The following is a 24,214-nucleotide window of genomic DNA, read 5'->3' as shown; positions in this document are numbered from 1 at the left end:
AATTGGCCCAGTCCTTGAAGGACCTTCAATGCAGGATTGAAGATGCGCCGCGATTGCCGGGCTTGGGCTAGAATGACGCGCATGAATTCTCCAAACAACACCTCGCTGTATTGTTATCCGTGGGATGTCGCGGATGTTGACCGCTTTGTAGACCAGGCCCGCAGCCTGGGCATGAACGGCGCGACGCTCGCCGTCAGCTACCATGCCGGAAAATTCCTGCGTCCGCACGCGTCCAGTGGGCCGCGCGTCATATTCCCCGAAGACGGCGTGGTCTACTTCGAGCCGGACATGGCGCGCTACGGCGACATCAAACCGCAGGCCCACTCCGACCCGGCGTTGCGCGAAGTGCTGCCCAAGCTGGTCGCCAACGGCGGCGTCGCGGTGCATGCGTGGACTGTACTGCTGCACAACAGCCGCCTCGGCACGGCGCACCCGCAGTACACCGCCTGCAACGCTTACGGCGATAGCTACCTGTACAGCCTTTGCCCGATGCAGCAGCCGGTGTTCGACTACGCCGTCGCCCTCAGCGCCGACGTGGCCGCGCGCGGCGTCGCCAGCGTGGTGGTCGAGACGCCGGGCTGGCTGCCTTACGCCCACGGCTACCATCACGAATTCGCGCAAGTGCGCAGCAACCTGTGGCTGGACTCCATGCTGGGCCTGTGCTTCTGCGACGCCTGCATGGCCGCAGGCCAGGCCGCGGACATCGACATGGACGGCCTGCGCCAGCGCATCCGCCGCAGCATCGACAGCTATCTCGATGCGCCTATCGACGCCACGCCCACCCAGGCAGCCGCCTGGCTAACCGCCGACCTGCTGGAAGACCGCGCCCTGGCCGCCTTGAACCGATTGCGGCAGGACCGCGTCACGCAGCTGGTCGCCGCCATTCGCGCTTCCATGCCGCCGCAGGTGCAGCTGGCCGTGGTGGCGACCGTGCAGCGCCCTACCGCCCAAAGCTGGATTGAAGGCACCGACCTGCACGCGCTGTCCAAGGTGGCGGACTGGCTGGAGATTCCGTTCTACGAATCCGATGCCGCCGCCGTCGTCAGCGACGCCTGGGATTGCATCCGCCGCATCGGTACACCAGACAGCATCCGCGCCATCCTTCGTCCCGGCCCGCCGGACCTGGGCGACGGCGCGCAACTGCCGCAGGCACTGCAAGGCCTGTGGGAACTGGGCATCCGCCACTTCGGCTTCTACAACTACGGCATGCTGCGCCGCGACCGCCTTCAGGCGCTGGGCGCAGCACTTCACTCTTTCGACCGCAGGAGCACTACTTGACACGCACCGCCCCCATGATGGAATTGGAAAACCAACTGCTGCAACCCGGCGTCAAAGGCCTGCCGATCACCGCGCCGCTGCGCCAGGGCGACATCGGCGCCCGTCAGTGGAACGTGCTGCGCGCCGACACCAGCTTCCCGGTCGCACTGCTGAAAACCTCGGCGCAGGAACACAACCTGCAATGGATGCGAGGCTTCTGCGAGCGCTACGGCGTACAACTGGCCCCGCACGGCAAGACCACCATGAGCCCGCAGCTGTTCGACGCCCAACTATCCAACGGCGCCTGGGGCATGACGCTGGCGACGGTGTCACAGACGCTGATCGCCCACCGCTACGGCGTGCGGCGCGTGCTGCTGGCGAACCAGCTGGTGGCGCCGGCCGACATCACCGCCGTGCTGACGCTGATGCGCGACAATCCATCATTCGAATTTTTCGCGCTGGCCGATTCCAGCGCAGGCGTTGCGCGCTTGTCGCAAATGGCGCAGCAAACCGGTATCGGCCGGCCCTTGCCGCTGCTGGTGGAACTGGGCCTGGCCGGCAAGCGCGCCGGTTGCCGCAGCATGGAAGAAGCACTGGCGCTGGCGCGTGAGATCGCCGCTGCGCCGGGCCTGGAGTTGGCCGGCATCGAAGGCTACGAAGGTCTGCTGGTCAGCCCCGACCGCGACAGGGACCATGAGGCAGTACGCCATTTCGTCGCCCAACTGTCCGAGCTGCTGCGCCAGGCCGATGCCGAGCACCTGTTCAAACGCAGCGAGATCCTGCTGACGGCGGGCGGATCGGCGTATTTCGATTTCGTCGCCAGCGGCTTCGCGCAAGTCCAGGATTTGTCGCGCCCCGTGTTGCCGGTACTGCGCAGTGGCTGCTACCTGACCAACGATCACGGCTTCTACCACGATCTGATCGAGCAATTGAACACGCGCGAGGGCTACGCGCCCGGCCAGGGTCTGCGGCCAGCACTGGAGGTATGGAGCATGGTGCTGTCGCGCCCAGAGCCGACGCTGGCGATACTCGGCATGGGCAAGCGCGACGCCTCCTACGACATGGAGCTGCCGCGCGCGCTGGTCTCGCACCGTCCCGGCGCCGGCCTGCCGTCCGCGCTGCCCGAAGGCTGCCGCATCGAGAAGATGAACGACCAGCACGCGTACCTGCGCCTGCCCGAAGGTCATCCCATCATTGGAGAGTTAGCGGTGGGCGACCTGATAGGCTGCGGCATCTCGCACCCCTGCACCACCTTCGACAAATGGCCGTTGCTGCTCGCCGTGGACGACGACTACACCGTGCAACGCGCCGTCAACACCTTCTTCTAGGCCGCCACCCAGCGCAGATGCTTCGCGATGGTGGCGAACATCTGCTCCACGTCGACCGGCTTGCCGATGAAATCATCCATGCCGGCGGCGATGCATTGTTCGCGTTCCGATTCCATCACACCGGCCGTCATGGCGATCACGGGCAGCGTCATGCGCAGCTCATCGCGTATCGCCCGCGTCGCCGTGAAGCCGTCCATCACCGGCATCTGCACATCCATCAGCACCAGGTCGCATTGCAGGCCATCGCGCAGCAACTTGAGCGCTTCCTCGCCGTTCTCGGCCACAGCAACCTGCGCGCCCGCCTGTTCCAGTATGCCTTTGGCCACCTGCTGGTTGATCGGATTGTCCTCCACCAGCAGCACGCGCACGCCGAGCAGCACCTTGGGCCCCGGCGTGGCAGGACCGGCGGCGGCATCGCCATGCCGGCGCGCCAGCGCGGTCTGCACCGCGTCGTACAGACTGGACGCCGTCACCGGCTTGGTCAGGAACACCGGCGCGCTGACCGCTTCCATATCCTGTACCAGCTTGCTGCGGCCATAGGCGTTGACCATGCAGATCACCGGCGTGCCGGATTCCTGCTGCACCGCGCGCATGGTCGCCGGGCCGTCCATGTCCGGCATCTGCCAGTCGACCAGCGCGGCGTCATAAGCGCGGCCGGAGCGCAGCAGCGCCAGCGCCTCCGTTCCTGTGGCGACGATGTCGCAGGTCCAACCCCAGGCCTGTATGGTCTTGCCGAGATAGGAACGGCTGGTCGGATTGTCGTCCACCACCAGCAGGTGGCGGCGGTGGGCCGGCTTGGGCGCCTCGGTCGCGTCGCCCTGCTTCATCGGCAGCGTGAAGGTGAAGGCGCTGCCCAGTCCTGCGGTGCTGCTCACTTCAATCGCGCCACCCAGCAGTTCGATCAAACCCTTGGAGATGGTCAGACCCAGGCCTGTGCCGCCGAAGCGCCGCGTGGTGGACAGGTCGGCCTGGGTGAACGGCGAGAACAGGCGCGCCAACTGCTCTTCGCTCATGCCGATGCCGGTGTCGCGCACGGTGAAACGCAGCAGCACCGCGCCTTCGCCGCCTGCGCGCTCCACCAGCACCGAGACCTCGCCCTGTTCGGTGAACTTGATGGCGTTGCCGGTCAGGTTGACCAGGATCTGCTGCAGCCGCAACGCATCGCCGACCAGCACGCGCGGCACGTCCAGCTCCACGCCCAGGCACAGCTCCAGGTTCTTCTCGCCGACGCTGACGCTCATGATGCTGGCCAGCGAATGCAGCACATCGTCCAGCAGGAAGCGCACCGGATGCACTTCGATCTTCCCGGCGCTCATCTTGGAAAAATCGAGGATGTCGTTGAGGATGCCGAGCAGCGACTGCCCGGACGCCCGTATCATCTCCAGATAGCGGCCCTGCTCCGGCGACAGTCCGGTTGTGTTGAGCAGGTGGGCCATGCCCAGCACCGCGTTCATCGGCGTGCGCAGCTCGTGGCTCATATTGGCCACGAAGACATCCTTGGCGGCGCTGGCGATCTGCGCCTGCTCCATGGCCTGGCGCAGCTCCCGCTCCGCGCGTTTGCGCTCCGTGACATCGCGCACGATGCCGACGAACAGATGATGTCCATCGACGAACAGCGCCCGTATCGACAGCTCCAGCACGAACGTGGTGCCGTCCTTGCGCAGTCCTTGCAGCTCGACGTTGTTCTTGCCGACGACCGTGGGAGCGCCGCCCGACAGGTAGCGCGCCATGCCCGCGTGGTGGGCGCCGCGCATGGATTCCGGCATCATGCACATGATGTTGGCGCCTATCGCTTCCTCGGGTGTGTAGCCGAAGATGCCGCAGGCGGCGCGGTTGAAGGATTCGATCACGCCTTCCGCGTTGATGGTGATGATGCCGTCGCCGACGTTGTCCATCACGGTGCGAGTGCGCAGTTCCCGGTCGCTCGCCTCGCGCTGCGCCCATTGCAGTTGCAGGGTGCGTTCCTCGATCACGCTTTCAAGACGGTGGCGGTAGCGCTGCAGTTCCGACTCCACCGCCTGCAAGGTATGAATGGCGTCGTCGGCCTCGCGGAACGCCGGCCGCACGCGGTCCAGCCGCAGGTCGGTATCCTTGCCCAGGGCGCTGGCGGCATAGGACAGCGCCCGGACCGAATGGCCGATGCGGCGGGCAAAGTACCAGGCCGACGCCAGGCCCAAACCGAGCAGGCAGGCCACGACCAGCGTGATCCAGCGTATCGATGACGCCATCTCGGCCAGCACCGTACTGCGCGGCACGCCGATCACCACCGCCCAGCCGGACATGGTGGAATGGCTGTACATCGAATACACCGGCGTGCCTTCCAGCGTGCTGGTTTCGATGGCCGCCTCGCCGCTGCTGTTCATCTTGGCGAGCAAGGACGGCGAGCCGCGCTTGCCGACATATTTTTCCGGCTCGCGCGTGCGCGCCACGATCACGCCTTGCGAATCGAAGATGCCGGCCACGCGGTCGACCGGCAGGCGCTGTTCGCGCAGCACCATGCCCAGGCGTTCCGGCACGAAGGCCACGGACAGGCAGTAGACCACCTTGCCGTTCCTGAGCACCGGCACATGCACCGCGACCAGCGGCCGCTTCAGCGCGCCGCCGATGAAAACGTCGGAGATGACGGTGCGGCCGGTGTCGAACACCTTCCTGATTCTTTCCCGGCTGCCCGGGTCGGGCATGGGTGCGCCGAAAGGACGCACGGTATTGAGCAGCTGCACCGAGTCGCGGTCGCTCAGGACGAAATTAAATCCGGGGAACTCGGGCCGCAGCGCCTTGCTGGCCAGCGTATGGAAGGCTGCGAGATCGTTGTTGTCGAGGCTGGGCGAATTGGCCAGGGCCAGCGCCATCGTGATGCCGGTGTTGAGGTCGCGGTCCACCGCCTGGATCAGCGCGCGGGCGGTAATCAGCGATTCCAGCTGGATCTGCTCGCGCTCATGTTCGTAGAAATTATTCGCCAGCAGAACAAAGCCGACGATGGCAGGCAGCGCGCAAGCCCACACCAGCGTGTAAATTTGCGCTCGTATCGATGGTAGCGGGCGATGGGCGGCAGGCTTCATTCTCGGCGATAGTTACTTACACGAGAACAACTCTAGCACAGAAGCGCGGCGCGGCCACCGCCGATGCTACAGGCGGGCGCCCAGGCTGAGCACGGCTGCCACATTGCGCGCGGCGCGGCGCACGTTCTGCGCCGCCTCGGCCAGCGCCTGCTCGACCGTGCACGGCCGGCTGACCGCGCTGAACACGGCGGCTATGCCATGCTCGTGCACGACGGCCGCGCCCGGCGCCAGGCAGCCGGCGATGGCGATCACCGGCTTGCCGTGCCGCTGCGCCACGCGGGCCACGCCGACCGGCGTCTTGCCGTGGATGGTCTGGCTGTCAATGCGGCCTTCGCCGGTGATGACCAGGTCGGCATCGGCCACGGCCGCGTCAAGGCCGACCGCCGCCGTCACGATCTCGCTTCCGGGACGCAAGCTACCGCCCAGGAACACCAGCATGGCCGCGCCGATGCCGCCGCCCGCGCCGGCGCCGGGCACGTCCGCGACCTGTTGGCCGAGCTCGCGTTCGATGACGTCGGCATAGTGGCGCAGATTGGCGTCCAGCTGCCCGACCATGGCCGGCGTGGCGCCCTTCTGCGGGCCGAAGATGTGCGAGGCGCCCTGCGGCCCCACCAGCGGATTGCTGACATCGCAGGCGATGTCGAACACGCAGTCCTTGATGCGCCCGTCCAGGCCGGACAGGTCGATGCGGTGCAAACGATCCAGCGCGCCGCCGCCGGGCGGCAAGTCGCCGCCGCCGGCGTCGAGCAGGCGTCCGCCCAGCGCCTGCACCATGCCGGCGCCGCCGTCGTTGGTGGCGCTGCCGCCCACGCCCAGCACGAAGCGGCGGGCGCCGGCGTCGAGCGCGTTGCGGATCAACTGGCCGGTGCCGTAGCTGCTGGTGCGCAGCGGGTCGCGCAGCGCCGTCGGCACCAGCTCCAGGCCGCTGGCGGCGGCCATTTCGATCACCGCCGTCGCGCCGTCGCCCATCAGGCCGTAGAACGCGTCCACCGGCTCGCCCAGCGGGCCGGACACTTGCAGGTTCACGCGCCGGCCGCCGCTGGCGTCTATCATCGCCTGCACCGTGCCTTCGCCGCCGTCGGCCACCGGCAGCTTGACGTACTCGGCATCGGGATAGAACTCGCGGAAGCCGGCCTCGATTTCGTTGGCGACCGCCATGGCGGTCAGGCTTTCCTTAAACGAATCGGGCGCTATGACTATTTTCATCGAAGAACTCTATCAACGGTTGACCAGCTTGGCGGGTACGCGCAGCACCAGTATCGCACCAAGCAGCAGCACGCTGGACAAAATATACAGGGCGGTATCGGTGCTCTGGGTGGCGTCCTTGATCCAGCCGACCAGGAAGGGACTGACGAAACCGGCGATCTGGCCCAGCGAGTTGATCAGCGCCAGCCCGGCGGCGGCCGCCGCGCTGCCCAGGAAGGCCGACGGCAAGGACCAGAACATCGCCAGCGCGCCCATGGTCGCCATGCTCAGGCCTATCATCACGACCACCACATTGCTGGAGAAATTGGCAGCCATCATCAGGCCGGTAAAGCCCATCAGCATCGGCAGGCTGACGTGCCAGCGGCGCTCACGGCGGCGGTCGGCCGAGCGGCCGGCCCAGACCATGAAGATGGCGGCGCACAGATAAGGAATCGCGCTCAGCCAGCCCACCGCCACCGAGCTCTGGAAGCCCAGCGACTTGATGATGGACGGCAGCCAGAAGTTGATCGCGTACACGCCCATCTGGATGCAGAAGTACAGCACGCCCAGCATCCACACGTTGCCGTTGCGTACCACGTCCGAGAAGGATTGGCCGACACTGCTGTTGGCCTGGCGCTGCTTTTCATCGCTGGCCAGCGCGGCTTGCATCGCGGCTTTTTCTTCGGTGCTCAGCCACCTGGCCTGCGCGATGCCGTCGTTCAGGTAGAAGTACACGCCCACGCCCAGCAGCACGGTCGGCAAGCCCTGCAGCAGGAACAGCCACTGCCAGCCCGCCATGCCGGCCTGTCCGGCCGAGAAATGCTGCAACATCCAGCCCGACAGCGGGCCGCCGACCAGGCCGGAAATCGGTATCGCCGACATGAACAGCGCCATCACCTGCCCGCGCTTCTGCGCCGGGAACCAGTGGGTGAAGTACAGCACCATGCCCGGGAAGAAGCCGGCCTCGGCCACGCCGGTGAAGAAGCGCAGCACGTAGAACGACACCGGGTTGTGCACGAACAGCATGCAGGCCGACAGGCTGCCCCAGGCCACCATCATCACCGCGATCCAGCGGCGGGCGCCGATCTTGTGGAGGATCAGGTTGCTCGGCACGCCGCTGAGCACGTAGCCGATGAAGAAGATGCCGGCGCCCAGGCCGTAGACGGTATTGCTCAACTGGAGAGCGTCCAGCATCTCCAGCTTGGCGAAGCCGACGTTGACGCGGTCCAGATAATTGAAGAAGTAGCAGACGAAGATAAACGGTATCAGATGCCAGCTGGCCTTCCTGTAGGCGCCGTCCAGAACGGACGCCGCCGGCCACGGTGTGGCGGTAGTGGTGGTGTTCATGCTTGTCTCCTTGGTTTTTTTAGGGGCTTGTGCAGATGATTATCTGGAATCGACGCTGAAAAATCATCGGCCAAATGCACCATAAATCCGGCGGCGTCCGGCCGTTTATTGGGCATATGCACAACTTAATCCATGAAAACATCTAAATCTTTTTGATTTCTTTGTTCTTTGGCACAATGACGGGCAAGGAGAACCTTCATGTACATACTCAGCACCGAACTGGCGCAGGACATCGTCAGCCGGACGATGAAGATCATCCCCTACAACGTCAACGTGATGGATGCCAACGGCACCATCCTGGCCAGCGGCAATCCGGCGCGCATCGGCGAGCTGCACGCGGGCGCCATGCTGGCCCTGGCCAAGCGGCTGACCGTGGAAGTGGACGCCGCCGGCGCGCGCAATATGCACGGCGCCCAGCCCGGCATCAACCTGCCGTTGACGGTCAACGGCCAGGTCTGCGGCGCGGTCGGCCTGAGCGGCGTGCCGGACCAGGTGCGCCAGTTCGGCGAACTGGTGCGGCTGACGGCGGAGATGATCCTCGAACAAGCCCACCTGGCCGGCGAGCTGCAGCGCGACTCGCGCTACCGCGAAGCCTTCGTGCTCAACCTGATCCGCTACGAACCGGCGCGCGAGGCCGACCTGGCAGCCTGGGCCCGCCGGCTGGGCGTCAATTTCGAACGCAGCCACCTGGTGTTCCTGCTGGAGCTGGACGACAAGGCGGCCGGCACCGACCAGGCGCTGAGCGAGCTCCAGCGCCTGCAACTGCGCATGCTGGCGCGGCAGCCGTCGGTGCTGACGGCCTCGGCCGCCGCCGACCAGATGGTGCTGCTGGATTTCCACGAGGCCCCGGGCGCGCACGACGCGCACTGGCCGCAGCGCCGCCTGCAGGCGCTGGCCGCCATGCTGCGCGAGGAATGCCAGCAGCCGCACACGCTGACCATGGGCATCGCCCAGTCCGGCATGGCCGGGGTGGCGATTTCCTGGCAGAGCGCGCAGACGGCGGCCCGCATCGGCCGCGCCCGTCATCCGCGCCGTTCGCGCTTCAGCTATTACGAGCAAGCCTTGCCGGTGCTGCTGTCCGGGCTGGGTTCCGGCTGGGAGGCGGAACAGCTGCGCCGCCCCATGGCCCAGCTCCAAGCCGTGGACAAAAGCAAGGACTTGTTGCGGCGCACGCTGGAAGTGTGGTTTGAACACGACGGTCATCCCGCCGCGACCGCCGCCGCCCTGCACATCCACCGCAACACGCTCGATTACAGGCTGCGCCGCATCGGCGAAGCGACCGGGCTGGACCTGGGCAGGCTGGAAGACCGATTCTTGATCTATGTATCATCGTTATTAACAACTTAACTTCTCGGCATCACCTCGAAGTTACTGTATTATTTGCCGTCGCCCGGCCGCCCACAAGGCACCAATCCGGGGACGGAGACCACCAAAATAAAACTGGAGCCATTTTGAGCCTATTTCGCACTAAGAACCTGGACGATATGATCGCCAACAGCCGCAAACCTGGCGGCCTGGCGAAAGTACTCGGACCCTTCGACCTCATACTCATGGGTATCGGCGCCATCGTCGGCACCGGTATTTTCGTACTGACCGGCACCGGCGCCGTCACCGCCGGCCCGGCGCTGACGCTGTCCTTCGTGGTCGCCGCCATCGCCTGCGGTTTCGCCGCACTCTGCTACGCCGAATTCGCCTCCACCGTACCGGTGGCCGGCTCCATCTACACTTACACCTACGCCACGCTGGGCGAACTGGCGGCCTGGATGATAGGCTGGGACTTGCTGCTGGAATACGGCCTGGCCACCTCGGCCGTGTCGGTAGGCTGGTCCGGCTACTTCCAGTCGCTGATTTCCGGCTTCGGCATCAACCTGCCGGTCGAGTTGACGGCCGCACCCGGCGCCATCCCCGGCGTGCACACACTGATCAACCTGCCGGCGCTGTGCATCATGCTGGTGCTGACCGCGATGCTGAGCTGGGGCGTGCGCGAATCGGCCCGCCTGAACAACATCATGGTGGCGATCAAGGTCGGCGTGGTACTGCTGTTCATCTTCGTCGGCGCGCGCCACGTTGAGCCGGCAAACTGGAAACCGTTTATGCCGTTTGGCTATAACGGCATGCTGAGCGCCGCCGCGCTGGTGTTCTTCGCCTTCATCGGTTTCGATGCGGTGACGTCGGCCGCCGAGGAAGTCAAGCGTCCCGAGCGCGACCTGCCGATCGGCATCATCGGCTCGCTGGCCGCCTGCACCGTGCTGTACGTGGTGGTCTCGGCCATCATGACCGGCATCGTGCCTTACCAGCAGTACCTGGGCATCGACCATCCGGTGTCGCTGGCCCTGAAGCACGCCGGTGAAAACTGGTTCGCCGGCTTCGTCGATCTGGGCGCGATCCTGGGCATGACCACCGTGATCCTGGTGATGGCCTACGGCCAGACCCGCATCATCTTCGCCATGTCGCGCGACGGCCTGCTGCCGAAGGCGCTGTCGACCGTGCATCCGCGCTTCCACACGCCGTTCCTGGCCACGTGGATGGTGGGCATCGTGTTCGGCCTGATCGCCGCCGTGGTGCCGCTGAACGTGCTGACCGAGCTGATCAACATCGGCACGCTGGCCGCCTTCAGCCTGGTATCGATTGCCGTGGTCATCATGCGCAAGAAGCGTCCTGATTTGAAGCGCGCCTTCCGCTGCCCTGGCGTGCCGGTGATTCCGGCGCTGGCCGTGATCTTCTGCGTCATGCTGATGACCTACCTGAGCTGGTTCACCTGGGTGGCCTTCGCCGTCTGGCTGGTGCTGGGCCTGGGCATCTACTTCGGCTATGCCCGCAGCCGCTCGGTGCTGAACAAGGCTTGATGTAAATCCGCGTCCCCCGGCCACCGCTGCCGGGGGACGATTTAGCGATCAAGGCGAGTAGCTCAATATCAGGCTGTCCGCGATATCCTTGATGCAGATCCCCAGCGCATAGTCTTGCGCTTCCTCCTCCCTGAATCCGTACACAAGCCGCTTCACGCCGGCCAAGTTCTCCAGCGTGCCGCCCAAATCCCGATACGACAGTACACGCGAATAGACCTCCGCGATTTCGCGCTTATACCACTGATAGCGCTGCGGCAGAATGAAAAATTTCACCGAAGTCCGGCACGCGCCTATTCCGGTCACTTCAATTTCAATCTGCTTTGCAGTCATCTTCACCGGATTGCGCGGCAAGCGTTCTCCGCCGGCCAGGCGCATACGGAACTGGACCGATTTATTGCCGATCTCGAATGGGTGCGTCAATGCTTTAGCCAAGGGATCGTGGTCTCCCTTGATAGTTGAATTGCATTGATAACAGCTGGGTATCAAGTTGTACAGACTAGTGCCGAGGTACGGATAGCGCGACCGTGGATAGAAGTGATCGAGTGGCGGCCGCATGTCCTTCTCACTGTGGAAGTGAAAGTTCAGATGCGAAGTGTGGCAGTAGGCACAAATCCTCAGGTTGTACTTTTCGACCAGCTCGTAAGCACCCCATTTGGGATGCTTCCAACGGCTGAAGGCACCGTAGTCGAACACCCATTGCAAGCCGCTCACGATATCCTTCTCCCAGTCATCCCGGTCTTCCGCATCCTTGGCAAGAATGATTTCCAGCCATCCAAGCTTCAGGCTGGTCGCAGTAATAAACTCCCTCAACTCGGCGGGCTTCGCGACCACTATGTCCTTGACCTTGGAACGAAAATAAACGACGAGATCATTCAAATCGGCAGGCGGAACATGCGTCAGCGTGGCCGCGTCCAGTTTTTTCGAGATCAGATCACCGAGGCGCTTTTTGGCATGGTCGCTCAGCTTCTTGAGATGCGTATCGACCACCGTCTGATCGAAATATTTAAGTTTGATCATTCGCGGCACCGCTCCAAGGCTTCGACGACCTGCTGCTCTAGAAATTTACTGACATTCACATCGGCAAGCGCTGCTGTCAGCTCCATGATTTGCGGATAGTCCTCGCGTCGCGGATGATGAATAAAAGCCTCGATCCGCTTGAACTCAGCCTCCGAACTCTGCCCCTGGAAGACTGCGACCTCGTAGACATCAGCCAACGTACTGCGCGGCCCCAGGCCAAAACCGTTGACCTGCTCGCCGGTCGACACGTTGACCAAGCTGTACGGCGGAGCATCCGCAGCGACGATCAACGAATGGGTTGCCAGTAGCAGGTACAAGCGGCCCTTGAGTTTCTTCGCCCCTTGTATGAAGTCGAGCAGTTTGGCGATGTAGAGACGCTGCCAGCTTGGATGCAGAAACATCTCACCTTCATCCAATAGCAGGAACACCGGATGCTCCCCATCCATCTGGCTCACCTGTTCCAATCCGCCATACAGCGAGGAAAAAATCATCGCATACGCCGTCTCGCCGGAACTGAGGCCGGAGATCGAAAACTCCAGCAGGCCAAGATCAGCGCACAGCCGCAGGCCTTCTTTGTAGCCGAAAAGCTGTTGCGCGATCATCTGCTCCAATGCCGCCGGGTTGTATCGCTGCGACAGGCTCTTGGAAAACTTAGGCTGCAACATCAACTGCAGCAGTTCCATTACCTGCGTCATCTCTGTCTCATTCATGTTGCTGGCAGTGGCATTGATCACGCTCTTCCATAGCTCGTACAGGTCAGCCCCCGGGTCAGCTGACTCCGGGAATAGATCGAGTTTTTGGACGAACTCCTGGGGGAATGGCAGCTGTTTGCGCTGGTGAACCGCAACGAACAAACTCAACCAGCAGCGCAGTTGTATCTCTTCACCTTTCGGTAGCTCGCTCGCAGCAGCCATCACGGCACGGCGCACAACCGGCACATGCGGACTATGGGTCCCTCCATTCATGTTGGAGATCGCAATCATCGCGTTCGACACGGGCTTGACCGCGTGACGGACACGGATGCTGGCGTGATCAAGGAACGGCATATCCAGCTGATCGCAGATCTTCAACAGCGACAAGCCATCGAATGTATTCCGCTCACCGAACACCGGCGAGACATCATGGGCCAGCGAATTCTCGCCGAACCGTTCACGGCGCCCCCCATCGAACGGCGAGGTCGTATAGAACACCGACGGGCAACGCAAGAGCTCGTCGGATTTCTTGACTTCAGCCGGTATACCCTCGACTGTGCGCCCTTGGAGTGCCTTGCCCGGACGCAGGAACAACTTGCCGTCGCGTTCATACAAGCCGCCTGCAGTTTTTTCTTGTGGATTATTGCCAAACACGTTGGCAATATCGATCATCGCGCTCGTCTTGCCCGCGCCATTCTCGCCATACAAGACCGCCATGCCTGCAACACCGGCGACCTGGACGCCCGCCGTCACATACCGGTCAGAATTGAGGGCGATCTTCAATGTTTGCGGCGTGGGAAACGTCACGGCGTAAGTGTTGGTCAGATTAACGACCAGCACAGACTGGTCCTTCTGGTTCCTCCGCCCCTTCTGCTCCGTCTGGTCGATAAACAGACAATGTATAACTTCGGTCATCAATGCTCTCTCTATTGGCAATTAACTATTGTTGCAAACTATTGTAGGACGAGGCCTACAATGTGTACAGCCCTCCTTCGCTACCAACTGTGGGTTATGCCACAGACAAAACTCCCGTCACGGTCGAGACTATGTCGAAAGTCAGCGTCCCGCTGCTAAGGAGGCCTGTGAACACCACTCAATGGTTCCTGCTCGTCGGCTGCCTGATGCTGGCGCGCGGACTGGCGGCCACCACGATCTCGAAGTCGCCCTTCACGTCCGCCATCGTCTACCTGGGCGTGGGCATCCTGCTGGGCCCGACCTTCCTCAACATCTTCGGCTTCGATCCCAAGCTGCAATCCGCGCTGCTGGAAGTGCTGACCGAGATCGCCTTGCTGATTTCGCTATTCTCGGCAGGCATCAAGATGCCGGTGCCGTTCAAGCGCCAGCGCTGGAACGCGCCGATGCGCCTGGCCTGGCTGTCGATGACGTTGACGGTGGGACTGGTGGCGCTGTTCGGCCACTACGTGCTGCATTTGCCGCCGGGTGGAGCGGTGCTGCTCGGCGGCATCCTGGCGCCCACCGATCCGGTGCTGGCCACCGACGTGCAGGTGCGCCACGCGGGCGACAAGGACCAGCTGCGTTTCACGCTGACCTGCGAGGCCGGCATGAACGACGGCAGCGCCTTCCCCTTCGTCATCCTCGGCCTGGGCATGCTGGGGTTGGCCGATACCGGCCACTTCCACTTGCGCTGGCTGCTGGTGGATGTCTTGTGGGCCACGGCGGGCGCGGTGCTGATCGGTGTGGCGGCCGGGGCTGGCGTCGCAAGATTGGGCTGGAGACTGCGCGCCAGCGAGCCCAGGCACGAAATCATGGACGACCTCGTGGCCTTGGGCATGATCGCCATCATCTACGGCATCGCCACGCTGGCCAAGGCCTCCGGCTTCCTGGCGGTGTACTTCGCCGCCGTCGCGCTGCGCCAGACCGAGCTGGTCCTGGCCGGCGCCCCCAAGGACCGCCACGGCCTGCTGGAGCCGGACACGGCGAAATCCGAAGCGGCCATGACCAGCGTTACGCATGAGGCGCCGCTCATCGTCAGCGCCGGATCGCTGGTGTTCAAGGAACACCTGGAGCGCCTGTCCGAGCTGACGCTGGTGCTGCTGCTGGGCGGCATGCTCTCACTGCAAAGCCTGCAATGGGATGCCTTGTGGATGGCCTTGTTCCTGTTCATTATTGCCCGCCCGCTCAGCGTGTTCTCGGGCCTGGCCGGCAGCGACACCAGCCTGCGCATGCGCGCCATGACCGCCTGGTTCGGCGTGCGCGGCATAGGCTCGATCTACTACCTGATGTTCGCCATCGAGGCGGGACTGGCGCCGGAACTGGCGGCGCAGCTGACGCGCATCGCACTGTTCGTCATCATGCTGTCGATACTAGTGCATGGCTTCAGCGTCAAGCCGCTGATGGACACGGTGTGGCGCCGGCGCCGCTGATCGCCTCGTTTCGACCTGCATCAACAAGCGCCGGTGCGGGATATGGGATCGTCTGGCGACCATGTCCAACGATACCTACCTCATTGAAGACGCCAGCACACAGGTCGGCGACCACGCCCTGATCCAGCGCTGGCGCGAGCTGCTGGCCGATAGCGACAGCCATGGCCGCGTCTACCAGAGTCCGGAATTCTTCGACTATCTGCTGTCCACTGCGACACAGCATCCGCCTCCACAGCTGTTCACTGTGAAGCACCGCTGGAGTGGCGTGGTGGTCGGGGTGGTACCGCTGACGCTGCGGCATCACGGCATGGAATTCTCCGCCGGCCGGCTGCGCCTCGGTTCGCTGCCGGTGCCGAGCGTCGTGCTGCTCGGCAGCGCGCCGTTGATGCCGGCCGAGCCGGCGCTGCTGGACTTGCTGCTCGATTTTCTGCTGAATCACTTCCCGCAATGCCAGGCGGTCTCGCTGACATCGCTGCCGTCGGACAGCGAGCTGTGGCGTTGCATAGCCCGCAGCCAGCGCGCCTACCGGACGCATCTGCTGAACGACTGGCGCGACTGCCACCAGATCCCCCTGCCCGCCAGCTTCGACGCCTTCATGGCGCAGTTCAACTCCAAGCGCCGCTACAACCTCAAGCGGCAACAACGCCAGCTAAGCGAGCATGGCGGCGGACAGTTGACGCTGCATTGCATCGAACATCCGGGACAACTGGCGGCCATGGGCGAGGCCCTGTCCCGGCTGAGCACCCCCGAACACCGGGCGCAGTTGTGGACCCCGGAAGAGATGCACGAACTGGCACAACACGGCATGCTGCTGTGCTACCAGATCGACTGTGGCGGCCTGCCCTGCGCGTTGATGCTGGGCTTGCAGTCCAGCGATACGCTCCATCTGTTCAACATCTTCCACGACAGCGCGCTCGACCATCTGTCGGTCGGCACCACGATGCTGCATATGGCCATTGAAGACATGTGCAAGCGGCGCCGCTTCAAGCGCATCGACCTCGGCTACGGCACGCCGGGCCACAGCTACATGTCCACCAACGTTACGGTGCAACGCGCCCACGTGCTGCTGATGCGCGCGAGCTTGAGGAATCGCCTGGTCTGCGGCGCGCATCGCCGCTTTAGCGCCGGCATCGCGTGGCTGAGACGGCGCGTCAGGTAACGCTATTCCCTGTGAGGTGTCCTGGGAATCCCGAACCACGGATTGGCGATCTCTTGTTTGCAATACTGCCCCTTGGGCATCGGCGTCGCATGAGCGTGCACTTGGGCCGATGTGAGCGGAGCCGGTGACTGCGCCTTGCCGTAGCTGCCGACGACCGTGCCGTCCGGCAGAAAATGCAGCGACAAATTATCCGCATCAACAGGCGCTGGGCCGGGCACATCGATCACAGCAGAACACCAGCGACTCCCGGGCGCAGCGCCCTTGTTAGCGCGCTCGTCATAGTTTCTCCCGCTCTCGCCTTCGAACAGATCGAGGTCGTACACCACATTCCATACCAGCTTGAGTTTGGTGGGCGCGCGCAGGTGTTTGTCCCGCATAAAACAGCAATCCGCGAAAGAGAACTGGTATTTTTCGCCACCATCCAACAGCGCACTGCTGGAATTGCGGAAGAACACGGAGCCTGCGCGCACGGCGCCAGCCACGTCAAAAACCTGGGCGGCATCCTTGAAGCTAATGTTGTAAAGATTGTGAGCGGTGTAGTTATACGAACTGGTCGTCATCGTGCCGCTCAGGTCATCCCGAGAATTGCAGGCAGTCAAAAGGAACACGCAAAAAAACGACAGGGCTGTGATAATAAACTTCATGACGGATTCCGTGACACATACGGTTCAACCGGATCGGCGCGACGCTGCGAACTGCAGCCCTCGTGGCGATAATTGCGGGTAATTTTTCGAGTAGATAAGTTCAACTGTGTTATCCGGATAGATATGCACAGCGAGATAATGTTCGCCTGCCGAAGGCGGTGCAAGTTCGGGATGGTTTTGCGCATGCACCACCTCGCCGTTGCGCGGCGTACCCCGGGGTCCATCAAGCGTCCAACGCACGGTTTGCGCCCCGCTGGAGAACCTGGCGCCCGACATGGTTCCACCACCCGTACTTGGATACACGCCCGATACGCCAACGTCAGTATTGCCAACAACTACGTCAAAAATAGGCCGATCCAAATAACTAAACAGCACTGCTTCGGCAATGATTGTCAATGATTTCGACTTACACGCAGATAAGAGACAAAACATCAGACCGGCGGCACAGAGGGTGCGTCTGCGGTTAAAAAGTGAGAGGGGTTCGCTTGTGGTATGCACGGAATTTTGGCACCTCAAAAGGCAACGCAGCATCTTAAAAGCTGATCAGGAAGGCGCAGATAAAGTGCTTCTGGAGGGCTGCGACGAACGACAAGAAATATCAGCTCAAATATAGACGTTTATCGTTATCCATTCCCTTTGAAAATCTTTCTAAACCGCATTATTCCTTGACCATTAATCAAATACTCATTAGTCGAACTTCCTCCCATAGCAATAAATCCAGCCATGGAATCGTGAATATAATTACCAAAAAATTCCTCAATATCTTTATTTAATTTTTTCTCATCCAAAGACCTAATGACTTCATACAACTGTGCATTTTCTTTTTCATCTTGCGTTCCAAAACCCGCAGCAGCTGTCATTTTATTTTGCATAACAACCGCATCAGAAGCTGAGTACTTTTCATCAGTCGGCGCCAATGCATAAGCGCCTAGCCTGCTTAGTCTCTTATTAAAAGTCCCAGTAGTAATTTCAATATAGCGCTTATACTCCGCACTGGCCCTTGCATAAAATGGAAGAGATGATATTTTGTTTCTATATTTATATCTGTAAGTAAGATATAAACTCATATTCTTTTTGTGCAACTCCTCTACAGGGCCTGATGCAATTGCCGCAGACTTTATATAACTATTAAATCCAGTTATAGTTTTTTCAGCGGGAATAAAATCACGCTTTATGGCATCTGGCAGTTCATTCCAAGGTCTTAATGGAACACCCGCCAACCTGGCCTCTTGATACATTTGAGCTCCGGGAATTATTGCTAGAAAATCTTCGACACTGGGAGCAATTCCAACATCATTCGGCGCATATCCCCCTCCCACATCAGAGTGTGAGCCCGGATACATTACCTCTTTAGCGTTCGGTGGATATTTTCCGTCGACACGGACAGAATCCAGTGGAAAAGAAGCGCGAACCTCATGGCCAGCAACAAAATGCACGCACTGTTCTATTGCGGGATGAATCTCCATATTCCCATCCGCCCAGGACTGGTGCCCCTCCATGAAAAAATTTGGTAAAGTATTAGGAATTCCAACGGATGCAACAGTATCAAAAATACCTAAAAAACTCAGACGTATCGGAATTCCAGCAAATAGCCATTGTCCTTGAATCTTTTCACACGATTCAAATAACCAATTGGAGAAAGCCCTAGCCTCTGCCGCACCTCGGGAAAAACCAAAAACCGAAAGGTTTATTATTTCAACGAGAGGTTTTTTATTAGAAATAGCCTGCCTCAAAGTATTTTGCCAATTGCGCATTATTTCACGCCGCAATGCAGGTGGAGTGAACATGGAGGCCATATTATTTGCAATTGTTGCGGATCGTGCGTCATCAAGCATCGTCGATCTATTTACAAACAGATGTGGTGTATTTAGCAAGCGAGTCAAGGCCCAGGTCAACCGGTTTTCTCCATCCCAAGCGAATGCGCTCCCTAACGTGCCGCCTGTATCGCCAATCTGAGGGAAAGGCGTTCCAACACCCGGAATATAATACCTGAAGTACCCCGCCGCGTTGTTATCTGGAAATGTATTAAAAAGCTTTACGACGTTACTATGCTTTCTTCTGTCCAATGGAGGCTTTCTATAATCCGCCTCCATGTTATTTCCAGTTCCGTCAAAAAAAATCCCGACATTTATCTGTCCGCTACAAGACGGAGCGCCGCTCTTTTCCGTAGAACACTTCAATGCTTTCGCACGCTGCAATATTTCTTTCGAACTCAGCGGCCGCAATCCATTGCTAGGAAATACACTTGGAGAAACAGTTGACATGTTATTCGCCCGGACGTGGGTAAGGATAGCCTGGAAATTGATTGGTTTTCGTGGTAACTAAAACCTTTACCGTATCATCTGAATAAAAATGCACGGCAAGAAAACCAATATCTGCTTCAGAATATTTCGGCACCGCAACAATTCGCTCCCTTGGGGCGCCAGGATTTTTTTCATCATAATTCCATCTTACTGTAACTCTGAGATCCTTATTCCACTGACGAGGTAACAAAACGCAACACACAAAGCTTCCCCCACCACCATTAGCATATATACTAGCACCGCTATATCCATTTACCGAAAAATCTTCAATATGCTTACTCGTATAGTTTAGTCCACACAACTCTATACTGGCACTATCACTCCGACACCCGGAAAGTAATAGCAGAACAAAAATCAGCTGCAGGTAGAAAAATACTCTGGATTTCATATTCATAATAGTTATTTCAATATTTCATCAAGACTATCAATTAAACTTCCAGGCACCCACTTACCCTCATTTAATAGTTTAGCAACATCATCGTTTTTTTCAACTTCAATAGCTGAAATCAATCCAAACAAGACCATGCTTACGATGTCGTGGAAATTTTCTATTCCGTTTATTTTTGAAAATTTATAGAGTTCTTCCACTTTATTATAAAATATATTTCTCCCTACATTAGGAACAACCTCTGGATAATCCCTGTGCAAAATACTTATCAAACAATCGGGCTCCGATGATTCAACCAAGGCATTAAATTCAAATTCAGAAAGCAAAAATTTTTCGCTGCCGACATGCACGTCTTTTGATACGTTAACATCTTCGATTTCGCCATTTCTATTTATATACATCCACTCTTCAATGAGATTAGTAATCCCGCTCCAGTTATTAAGTTGAAGGCAATTCGGAAGGTATTCTAATACTCGCGTATCAGAAAATCTAAGAATAAGCTCCAGGCCATCCGGTGAACTTGCATTTAAGAATTTCCTCCACCTTTCAGCTATCTCCACAGCGGAATACTTCGATGAAAAAAAACTCAACATCGGACGATCGTGCCTATGTTTGGAAAGCGAAATTATTTCCGAGTGAATTAGTTCAAGATTATTAGATGAAAGTCTAATGATGTATGGAGATGCCTCAACTATTTCCTGCAGCATTTCGCAATCAAAGAGCTTAATTGAGTCAGAATAAACCAGACGTTTTTTACCGCCGAAATCGAACGCGCCATCAACTAGCGCCATCCAATTCCAATCAGGACTGCGCTCTATTCTCCGCATAAGTTCAGAACGGATAGCGGTTGGGTTACAGGGCTCAAGGGCGAAATACATGTCTTTCTTTCTACTTAAGCGATAACGGACTTCCAGATGCAAGCGCCTTCATAAGACACTCTATGCAAACAGAGCGGGGAATCTTAGGCAATAGGTAGTCTAATTTTTCTGGGCCTGAGAAATTTTTTGTCCCAGCACGGATGGTGATTTTACCCGGGCACTGCACAGTAATATTCCCACCATCGATGGTAATGTTGGCTCCCCCAGCCGTGGACAGCGTGATGCTTTTGCTCGCAGCCCAATCAATAAACGCATTGGCGCTGACAAGATTGACCTCATCCCGCGCCTGCACCTTCAAGACATCGGCTTGCGCCTGGATGTCGATGTCATCCTTGGCGGAGATGATTTGCACGCCGATATTGTTCTCGCCTGCTTTGACCGCCCCGCCCAGCACGCCGATAGCCTGGCGGCTTTGCATGCGTAACTGCCCGCCGCTGACGAACTGAGTGTCGGCACCGCTCATCAAGGCGATCGTTTCGCCATTGGACAGCTGCATAGCCTGACCCGCGGTCAGGCTCAGCCCGCCCTTGCCACTGACCGCGATGATCGGCGAACTGGCATGCGGCAACTGATCATCACCCGGCGCAGTTTTCCTTTCCTCGGTGTCGGCCCTGGCTGCATTCAGGCTGGCATTGCCCACCATGCCCGATACCGCAGTCAACATCGCCTTCAACGGCGCGGACTTGTCATCCACCACGCTCGCATCGGCCTTGGCCGCGCCAAGGTGCGCCGCCAGCGCAACCGTCTCATGCGTCTTGGCCGCCTCGCTGAAGGTCTGCCCCAGCTGCACGGCCTGCTTCAACAGCGCGATGCCGGCCGTGTTATCACCCATCGGCTCACGCTCGCTGGCGCCGTGATCGATCTTGTAGCTCGACACCAGCAAGCCGCCGCCGGCCCGCAAGGCGCCATACGCGTCGGTGCGCAGCTCGGCGCCCTGCCCGCGCAGACTACCGCGATAATTGTCGGCGCTGTGGATCAGATGGCCCAGCGTCAGCTCGCTGGCGGCATGCGTCGAGCGCAGTTGCACGCGGCCCTGGGCATCGGTGTCGTCGAACAGTAGCTGGTTGTAGCCGGAACCGCCGAACTCCTTGCTGCGCAAGCCCCACTGCGCCGCCGGGTTGCCGTGACCGGCCGCATCGGCCGAAGCGCCATGCCACAAGGGACTATTGCCCGCCGCCAGATTGCCCTGGGCCGAAGGCGCATGATCGTTGGCCGGATTGAACAGTGATGCCTGGCTGTCACCGCCCGCCTGTCCCGCCGGTGTCGGCGCGACGCCGCCCTCGCCCTGGCCGTTGTACAAAGCGCCAAGAATGATCGGCCGGTCGATATCGTTTTCGATGAACTGCACCAGCACTTCCTGCCCCACGCGCGGCAGGAACTGGCTGCCCATGCCGCCGCCGGCCGAACGCTGCGCAACGCGCACCCAGCAGGTCGCGTCGCCATTGTCCTGCCAGTGGTAGCGGATGCGTACGCGGCCCAGCGCGTCGCAATGGAGTTCGTCCGATCCGGCCGGCTGGTCCGATCCATCGGCGCCGATGACGATCGCGCTCTGTGCGCCCGACGCGGTCGGCTTGTGATGGTTGCGGCCATCGCTGTCGGGCCGTTGCGGGCGCCAGATCACATCGGCAGCGACCGCTTCGAAGCTGTTGGCATAGCCGGTCTGCCGCGCCTGTTCGATCACCAGTGCAAAGTCATCGTCATACGCCGGCGCCAGTTCCTCCAGCAGTTCGGGGATGGGACCAAACAGCTCGGCCAGCCCATGCGAGGCCGGCGACGGCAGGTTGTTGACGCCAACGCTGATGACGCGCAGCACCGTGTAGGCCGGTGCCTGCGCGCCATCCGCCGCGGCCAGCGGGCCCTGCGTGACGTTGACGCGGCGCCCTGCCGCCAGCGTGCGCACCGTCGAACGCCCGCGCCATTGCTGGCTGCGCGCCTCGCGTGCCTGCATCTGCAGCTCCGCATAGTGCTGTGCCTGCGCACCATTCGCGTACGCATATTGGCCGGGAACGTCGAAGCTTTCCAGCTGCGGCAATTTCTTGTATTGCTGCTGGGCCGGCGCGCTGGCGGCGACGGCTTTCCTGGCTTTGTAATCGTAGCTGAGCAAGGTGGTCAGCGTCGCCGTCACGCTGCGCCTGGCCTGCAGGGCCTGTATCGTGTCCTGCTGCTCGCCGGCGCGCACGCCATGGAAACGGATGCCGCCGCCGGCTGCGCTGCTGGCGTCCTCGGGCACCGCGCCGAGCTGGCTGCTGTCGGCGAACAACACCATGTTCAGCCCGTCTTCGGTTTCTTCGAAGCGCCAGGCCAGGCCTTCCTCGGTCAGCAGGCGCAGCACGAAGTCGTAGTCGGATTCGCGGTACTGGCAGCAATAGCTGCGCGCGGACACGTCGGCCAGGAAGCTGCCGACCTCTTCGCTCCAGCGCCATCGCGCCAGCGGCTGATAGGCGGCAAAGACCGATTCGACGATCTCGATCACCGTCTTGTCCTGCCAGACGCGGCTGTTGCGGACCTGGCTCAGGCGCCACAACCACGGCGTCAGCCGCAGGCGGAAGCGCGCCAGGCCGCCTTCGCTGCCCAGCATGGCCGCCTGCGTGATGTCGCCGCTGAAGGTGGTGCGGCTGCCGTCCACCAGGCTCACTTCCAGGCTGGCCGGCTTGCCCAGCAAGGGCGCCAGCGCCACATGGGCGTTGGTCGACAGCACGATGATGTCACGCGCGCCGCTGCCCTGCAGCATATCGTCGGCGCAGAAAGCTTCCACCAGCAGGCCGCCGGAGCCGAGCTCGCCGCTGTCGTCGTCCAGCTTCAGCGCATACAAGCGCGTGGCGCTGGAGAATTGCGCCAATGCGGTGGTAATTTGCTGAAGCAGGGCGACGCTCATGAGTTCGACGCTGTCTTCGCGGCGGGCGCCGCCTTGCATTCGGGCTCTTTCTTGGCGTCCGACGCGCACAGGCGGGCTCGGCACTGCTCTTCGCCGGCGGCGTTGTACTGCTTGCAGGTCTTGAGCTGGTCGGCCGGCGTGCTGGTCTTCTTGACCGGCGGACGCGTCTGCAAATGCGCCATCAGCGCACTGATCAGCGTGACATCGTTATCCGCCGGCTTGCCCGGCGCCTTCTCCTTGACCGGCGCGGTCTTCTGGGCCAGCTTGACGTTGTCGGACTTGCGCTCGGACTTTTTCTCGACTTTGTGTTCAGGCTTGTGCTCCGCCTTGGCCAACTGCGTCGCCTTCGGCTGCGGCCGCTCCAACGCCTGCTTCAGCTCATCATGGCCGGACTTGGGCTTGGGCGGCTCGGCCAGCATTTCCTTCAGCGAGGGCAACTTGCCTTCGGCCGGCGGGCTGACAGCCGCCGTCGTATCTTCCAGAATCGCGGCCGTCGACACTTCGGCCTCGGCCGGGGCGGCAGCCGTCACCGCGGTCGCCGGCGGCTTGGCCGACGGAGCGGCGGCCACCACCGGCAAGCTGTCTTCGTCGGGCGTGTTGCTCATCCAGGCAAGCGCGCCACCGACCGCAGCCAGCGCGCCCAGACCCACCACACCCCACACCACTAGCCGGCCCGAACCCTTGGTTTGCGCCGGAGCGCTGGCGACAGCCGCAGCGGCCGGTTTGCTGTCCAGCGTGCTCAGGATGCGGCGGCGCTCGGCTTCGGCCTGCTGTTCCGAAGAAAGAAGACTAGGCCTGCCCCCTTTTGAAGGGCGATCGTCTTGACGTTGCAAAATGTACTCCTTGTTTATT

Annotated in this window: 18 protein-coding genes; 6 read left to right on the top strand and 12 right to left on the bottom strand. The window is 60.8% G+C overall.

Annotation, left to right across the window (positions count from 1 at the left end):
• The first annotated feature begins 81 nt into the window (after positions 1-81).
• On the top strand, positions 82-1,278 hold the full coding sequence (locus GEV02_RS01440) for a hypothetical protein (protein WP_235922577.1): 1,197 nt from the start codon (positions 82-84) through the stop codon (positions 1,276-1,278).
• Entirely contained in the window at positions 1,275-2,585 is a 1,311-nt protein-coding gene (locus GEV02_RS01435) for an amino acid deaminase (protein WP_152836167.1), read from the top strand. The genes GEV02_RS01440 and GEV02_RS01435 overlap by 4 nt, the downstream gene beginning before the upstream one ends.
• Here the strand turns inward: GEV02_RS01435 and GEV02_RS01430 are convergent.
• The 3 genes from GEV02_RS01430 to GEV02_RS01420 all read right to left on the bottom strand — a co-directional run bounded on the left by GEV02_RS01430 (position 2,582) and on the right by GEV02_RS01420 (position 8,176).
• Positions 2,582-5,644, bottom strand: a complete 3,063-nt coding sequence (locus GEV02_RS01430) for a response regulator (RefSeq protein ID WP_152836166.1) — start codon at positions 5,642-5,644, stop codon at positions 2,582-2,584. The two genes, GEV02_RS01435 and GEV02_RS01430, sit on opposite strands and share 4 nt — an antisense overlap.
• 66 nt (positions 5,645-5,710) lie before the next feature.
• Entirely contained in the window at positions 5,711-6,850 is a 1,140-nt protein-coding gene (locus GEV02_RS01425) for a glycerate kinase (protein WP_152836165.1), read from the bottom strand.
• Between the two features lie 12 nt (positions 6,851-6,862).
• Positions 6,863-8,176 (bottom strand): MFS transporter, encoded by a 1,314-nt coding sequence (locus GEV02_RS01420; protein ID WP_152836164.1) that lies wholly within the window; start codon positions 8,174-8,176, stop codon positions 6,863-6,865.
• Between the two features lie 198 nt (positions 8,177-8,374).
• Here GEV02_RS01420 and GEV02_RS01415 point away from each other — a divergent pair, with 198 nt between their 5' ends.
• Both GEV02_RS01415 and GEV02_RS01410 read left to right on the top strand, forming a co-directional pair.
• The gene (locus tag GEV02_RS01415; protein ID WP_152836163.1) at positions 8,375-9,523 is read left to right on the top strand and encodes a sugar diacid recognition domain-containing protein; all 1,149 of its coding nucleotides are present in this window, start codon (positions 8,375-8,377) and stop codon (positions 9,521-9,523) included.
• 104 nt (positions 9,524-9,627) lie between these two features.
• Positions 9,628-11,022 (top strand): amino acid permease, encoded by a 1,395-nt coding sequence (locus GEV02_RS01410; RefSeq protein WP_328595409.1) that lies wholly within the window; start codon positions 9,628-9,630, stop codon positions 11,020-11,022.
• A 48-nt stretch (positions 11,023-11,070) separates the two neighbouring features.
• Here GEV02_RS01410 and GEV02_RS01405 read toward each other — a convergent pair whose 3' ends face one another.
• Together GEV02_RS01405 and GEV02_RS01400 are read right to left on the bottom strand one after the other, a co-directional pair.
• Positions 11,071-12,039 (bottom strand): HNH endonuclease, encoded by a 969-nt coding sequence (locus GEV02_RS01405; RefSeq protein WP_152836162.1) that lies wholly within the window; start codon positions 12,037-12,039, stop codon positions 11,071-11,073.
• Positions 12,036-13,646: an ATP-binding protein gene (locus GEV02_RS01400; RefSeq protein WP_152836161.1), complete on the bottom strand. Its 1,611-nt coding sequence runs from the start codon at positions 13,644-13,646 to the stop codon at positions 12,036-12,038. Before GEV02_RS01400 ends, GEV02_RS01405 begins: the two co-directional genes overlap by 4 nt.
• 167 nt (positions 13,647-13,813) lie before the next feature.
• Here GEV02_RS01400 and GEV02_RS01395 point away from each other — a divergent pair, with 167 nt between their 5' ends.
• Together GEV02_RS01395 and GEV02_RS01390 are read left to right on the top strand one after the other, a co-directional pair.
• Positions 13,814-15,115: a cation:proton antiporter gene (locus GEV02_RS01395; protein ID WP_328595686.1), complete on the top strand. Its 1,302-nt coding sequence runs from the start codon at positions 13,814-13,816 to the stop codon at positions 15,113-15,115.
• Positions 15,116-15,176: 61 nt separating this feature from the next.
• Positions 15,177-16,274 carry a GNAT family N-acetyltransferase gene (locus GEV02_RS01390; protein ID WP_152836159.1) on the top strand — a complete coding sequence of 366 codons (1,098 nt, stop codon included), beginning with the start codon at positions 15,177-15,179 and terminating at the stop codon, positions 16,272-16,274.
• Between the two features lie 2 nt (positions 16,275-16,276).
• Here the strand turns inward: GEV02_RS01390 and GEV02_RS01385 are convergent, their stop codons facing one another.
• The 7 genes from GEV02_RS01385 to GEV02_RS01355 all read right to left on the bottom strand — a co-directional run bounded on the left by GEV02_RS01385 (position 16,277) and on the right by GEV02_RS01355 (position 24,195).
• Complete coding sequence (locus GEV02_RS01385; RefSeq protein ID WP_152836158.1) at positions 16,277-16,918, bottom strand: DUF3304 domain-containing protein; 642 nt, start codon at positions 16,916-16,918, stop codon at positions 16,277-16,279.
• A gap of 24 nt (positions 16,919-16,942) precedes the next feature.
• Positions 16,943-17,314 (bottom strand): hypothetical protein, encoded by a 372-nt coding sequence (locus GEV02_RS01380; protein WP_152836157.1) that lies wholly within the window; start codon positions 17,312-17,314, stop codon positions 16,943-16,945.
• A 227-nt stretch (positions 17,315-17,541) separates the two neighbouring features.
• Entirely contained in the window at positions 17,542-19,182 is a 1,641-nt protein-coding gene (locus GEV02_RS01375; protein WP_152836156.1) for a T6SS phospholipase effector Tle1-like catalytic domain-containing protein, read from the bottom strand.
• Position 19,183: 1 nt separating this feature from the next.
• The gene (locus GEV02_RS01370; protein ID WP_152836155.1) at positions 19,184-19,615 is read right to left on the bottom strand and encodes a DUF3304 domain-containing protein; all 432 of its coding nucleotides are present in this window, start codon (positions 19,613-19,615) and stop codon (positions 19,184-19,186) included.
• 5 nt (positions 19,616-19,620) lie between these two features.
• Positions 19,621-20,487 carry a DUF4123 domain-containing protein gene (locus GEV02_RS01365; protein ID WP_152836154.1) on the bottom strand — a complete coding sequence of 289 codons (867 nt, stop codon included), beginning with the start codon at positions 20,485-20,487 and terminating at the stop codon, positions 19,621-19,623.
• A gap of 10 nt (positions 20,488-20,497) precedes the next feature.
• Positions 20,498-23,362 carry a type VI secretion system Vgr family protein gene (locus tag GEV02_RS01360; RefSeq protein ID WP_152836702.1) on the bottom strand — a complete coding sequence of 955 codons (2,865 nt, stop codon included), beginning with the start codon at positions 23,360-23,362 and terminating at the stop codon, positions 20,498-20,500.
• A complete protein-coding gene (locus GEV02_RS01355) occupies positions 23,359-24,195 on the bottom strand; it encodes a hypothetical protein (RefSeq protein ID WP_152836153.1) in 837 nt (278 codons plus the stop codon). The genes GEV02_RS01360 and GEV02_RS01355 overlap by 4 nt, the downstream gene beginning before the upstream one ends.
• Positions 24,196-24,214: the final 19 nt, after the last annotated feature.

The sequence above is a fragment of the Rugamonas aquatica genome (assembly GCF_009380215.1).
GTDB classification, from domain to species: Bacteria; Pseudomonadota; Gammaproteobacteria; order Burkholderiales; family Burkholderiaceae_D; genus Rugamonas; species Rugamonas aquatica_B.
The sequence above is the reverse complement of the archived record's forward strand: the minus strand, read 5'-3'. Positions and strand labels throughout refer to the sequence as shown.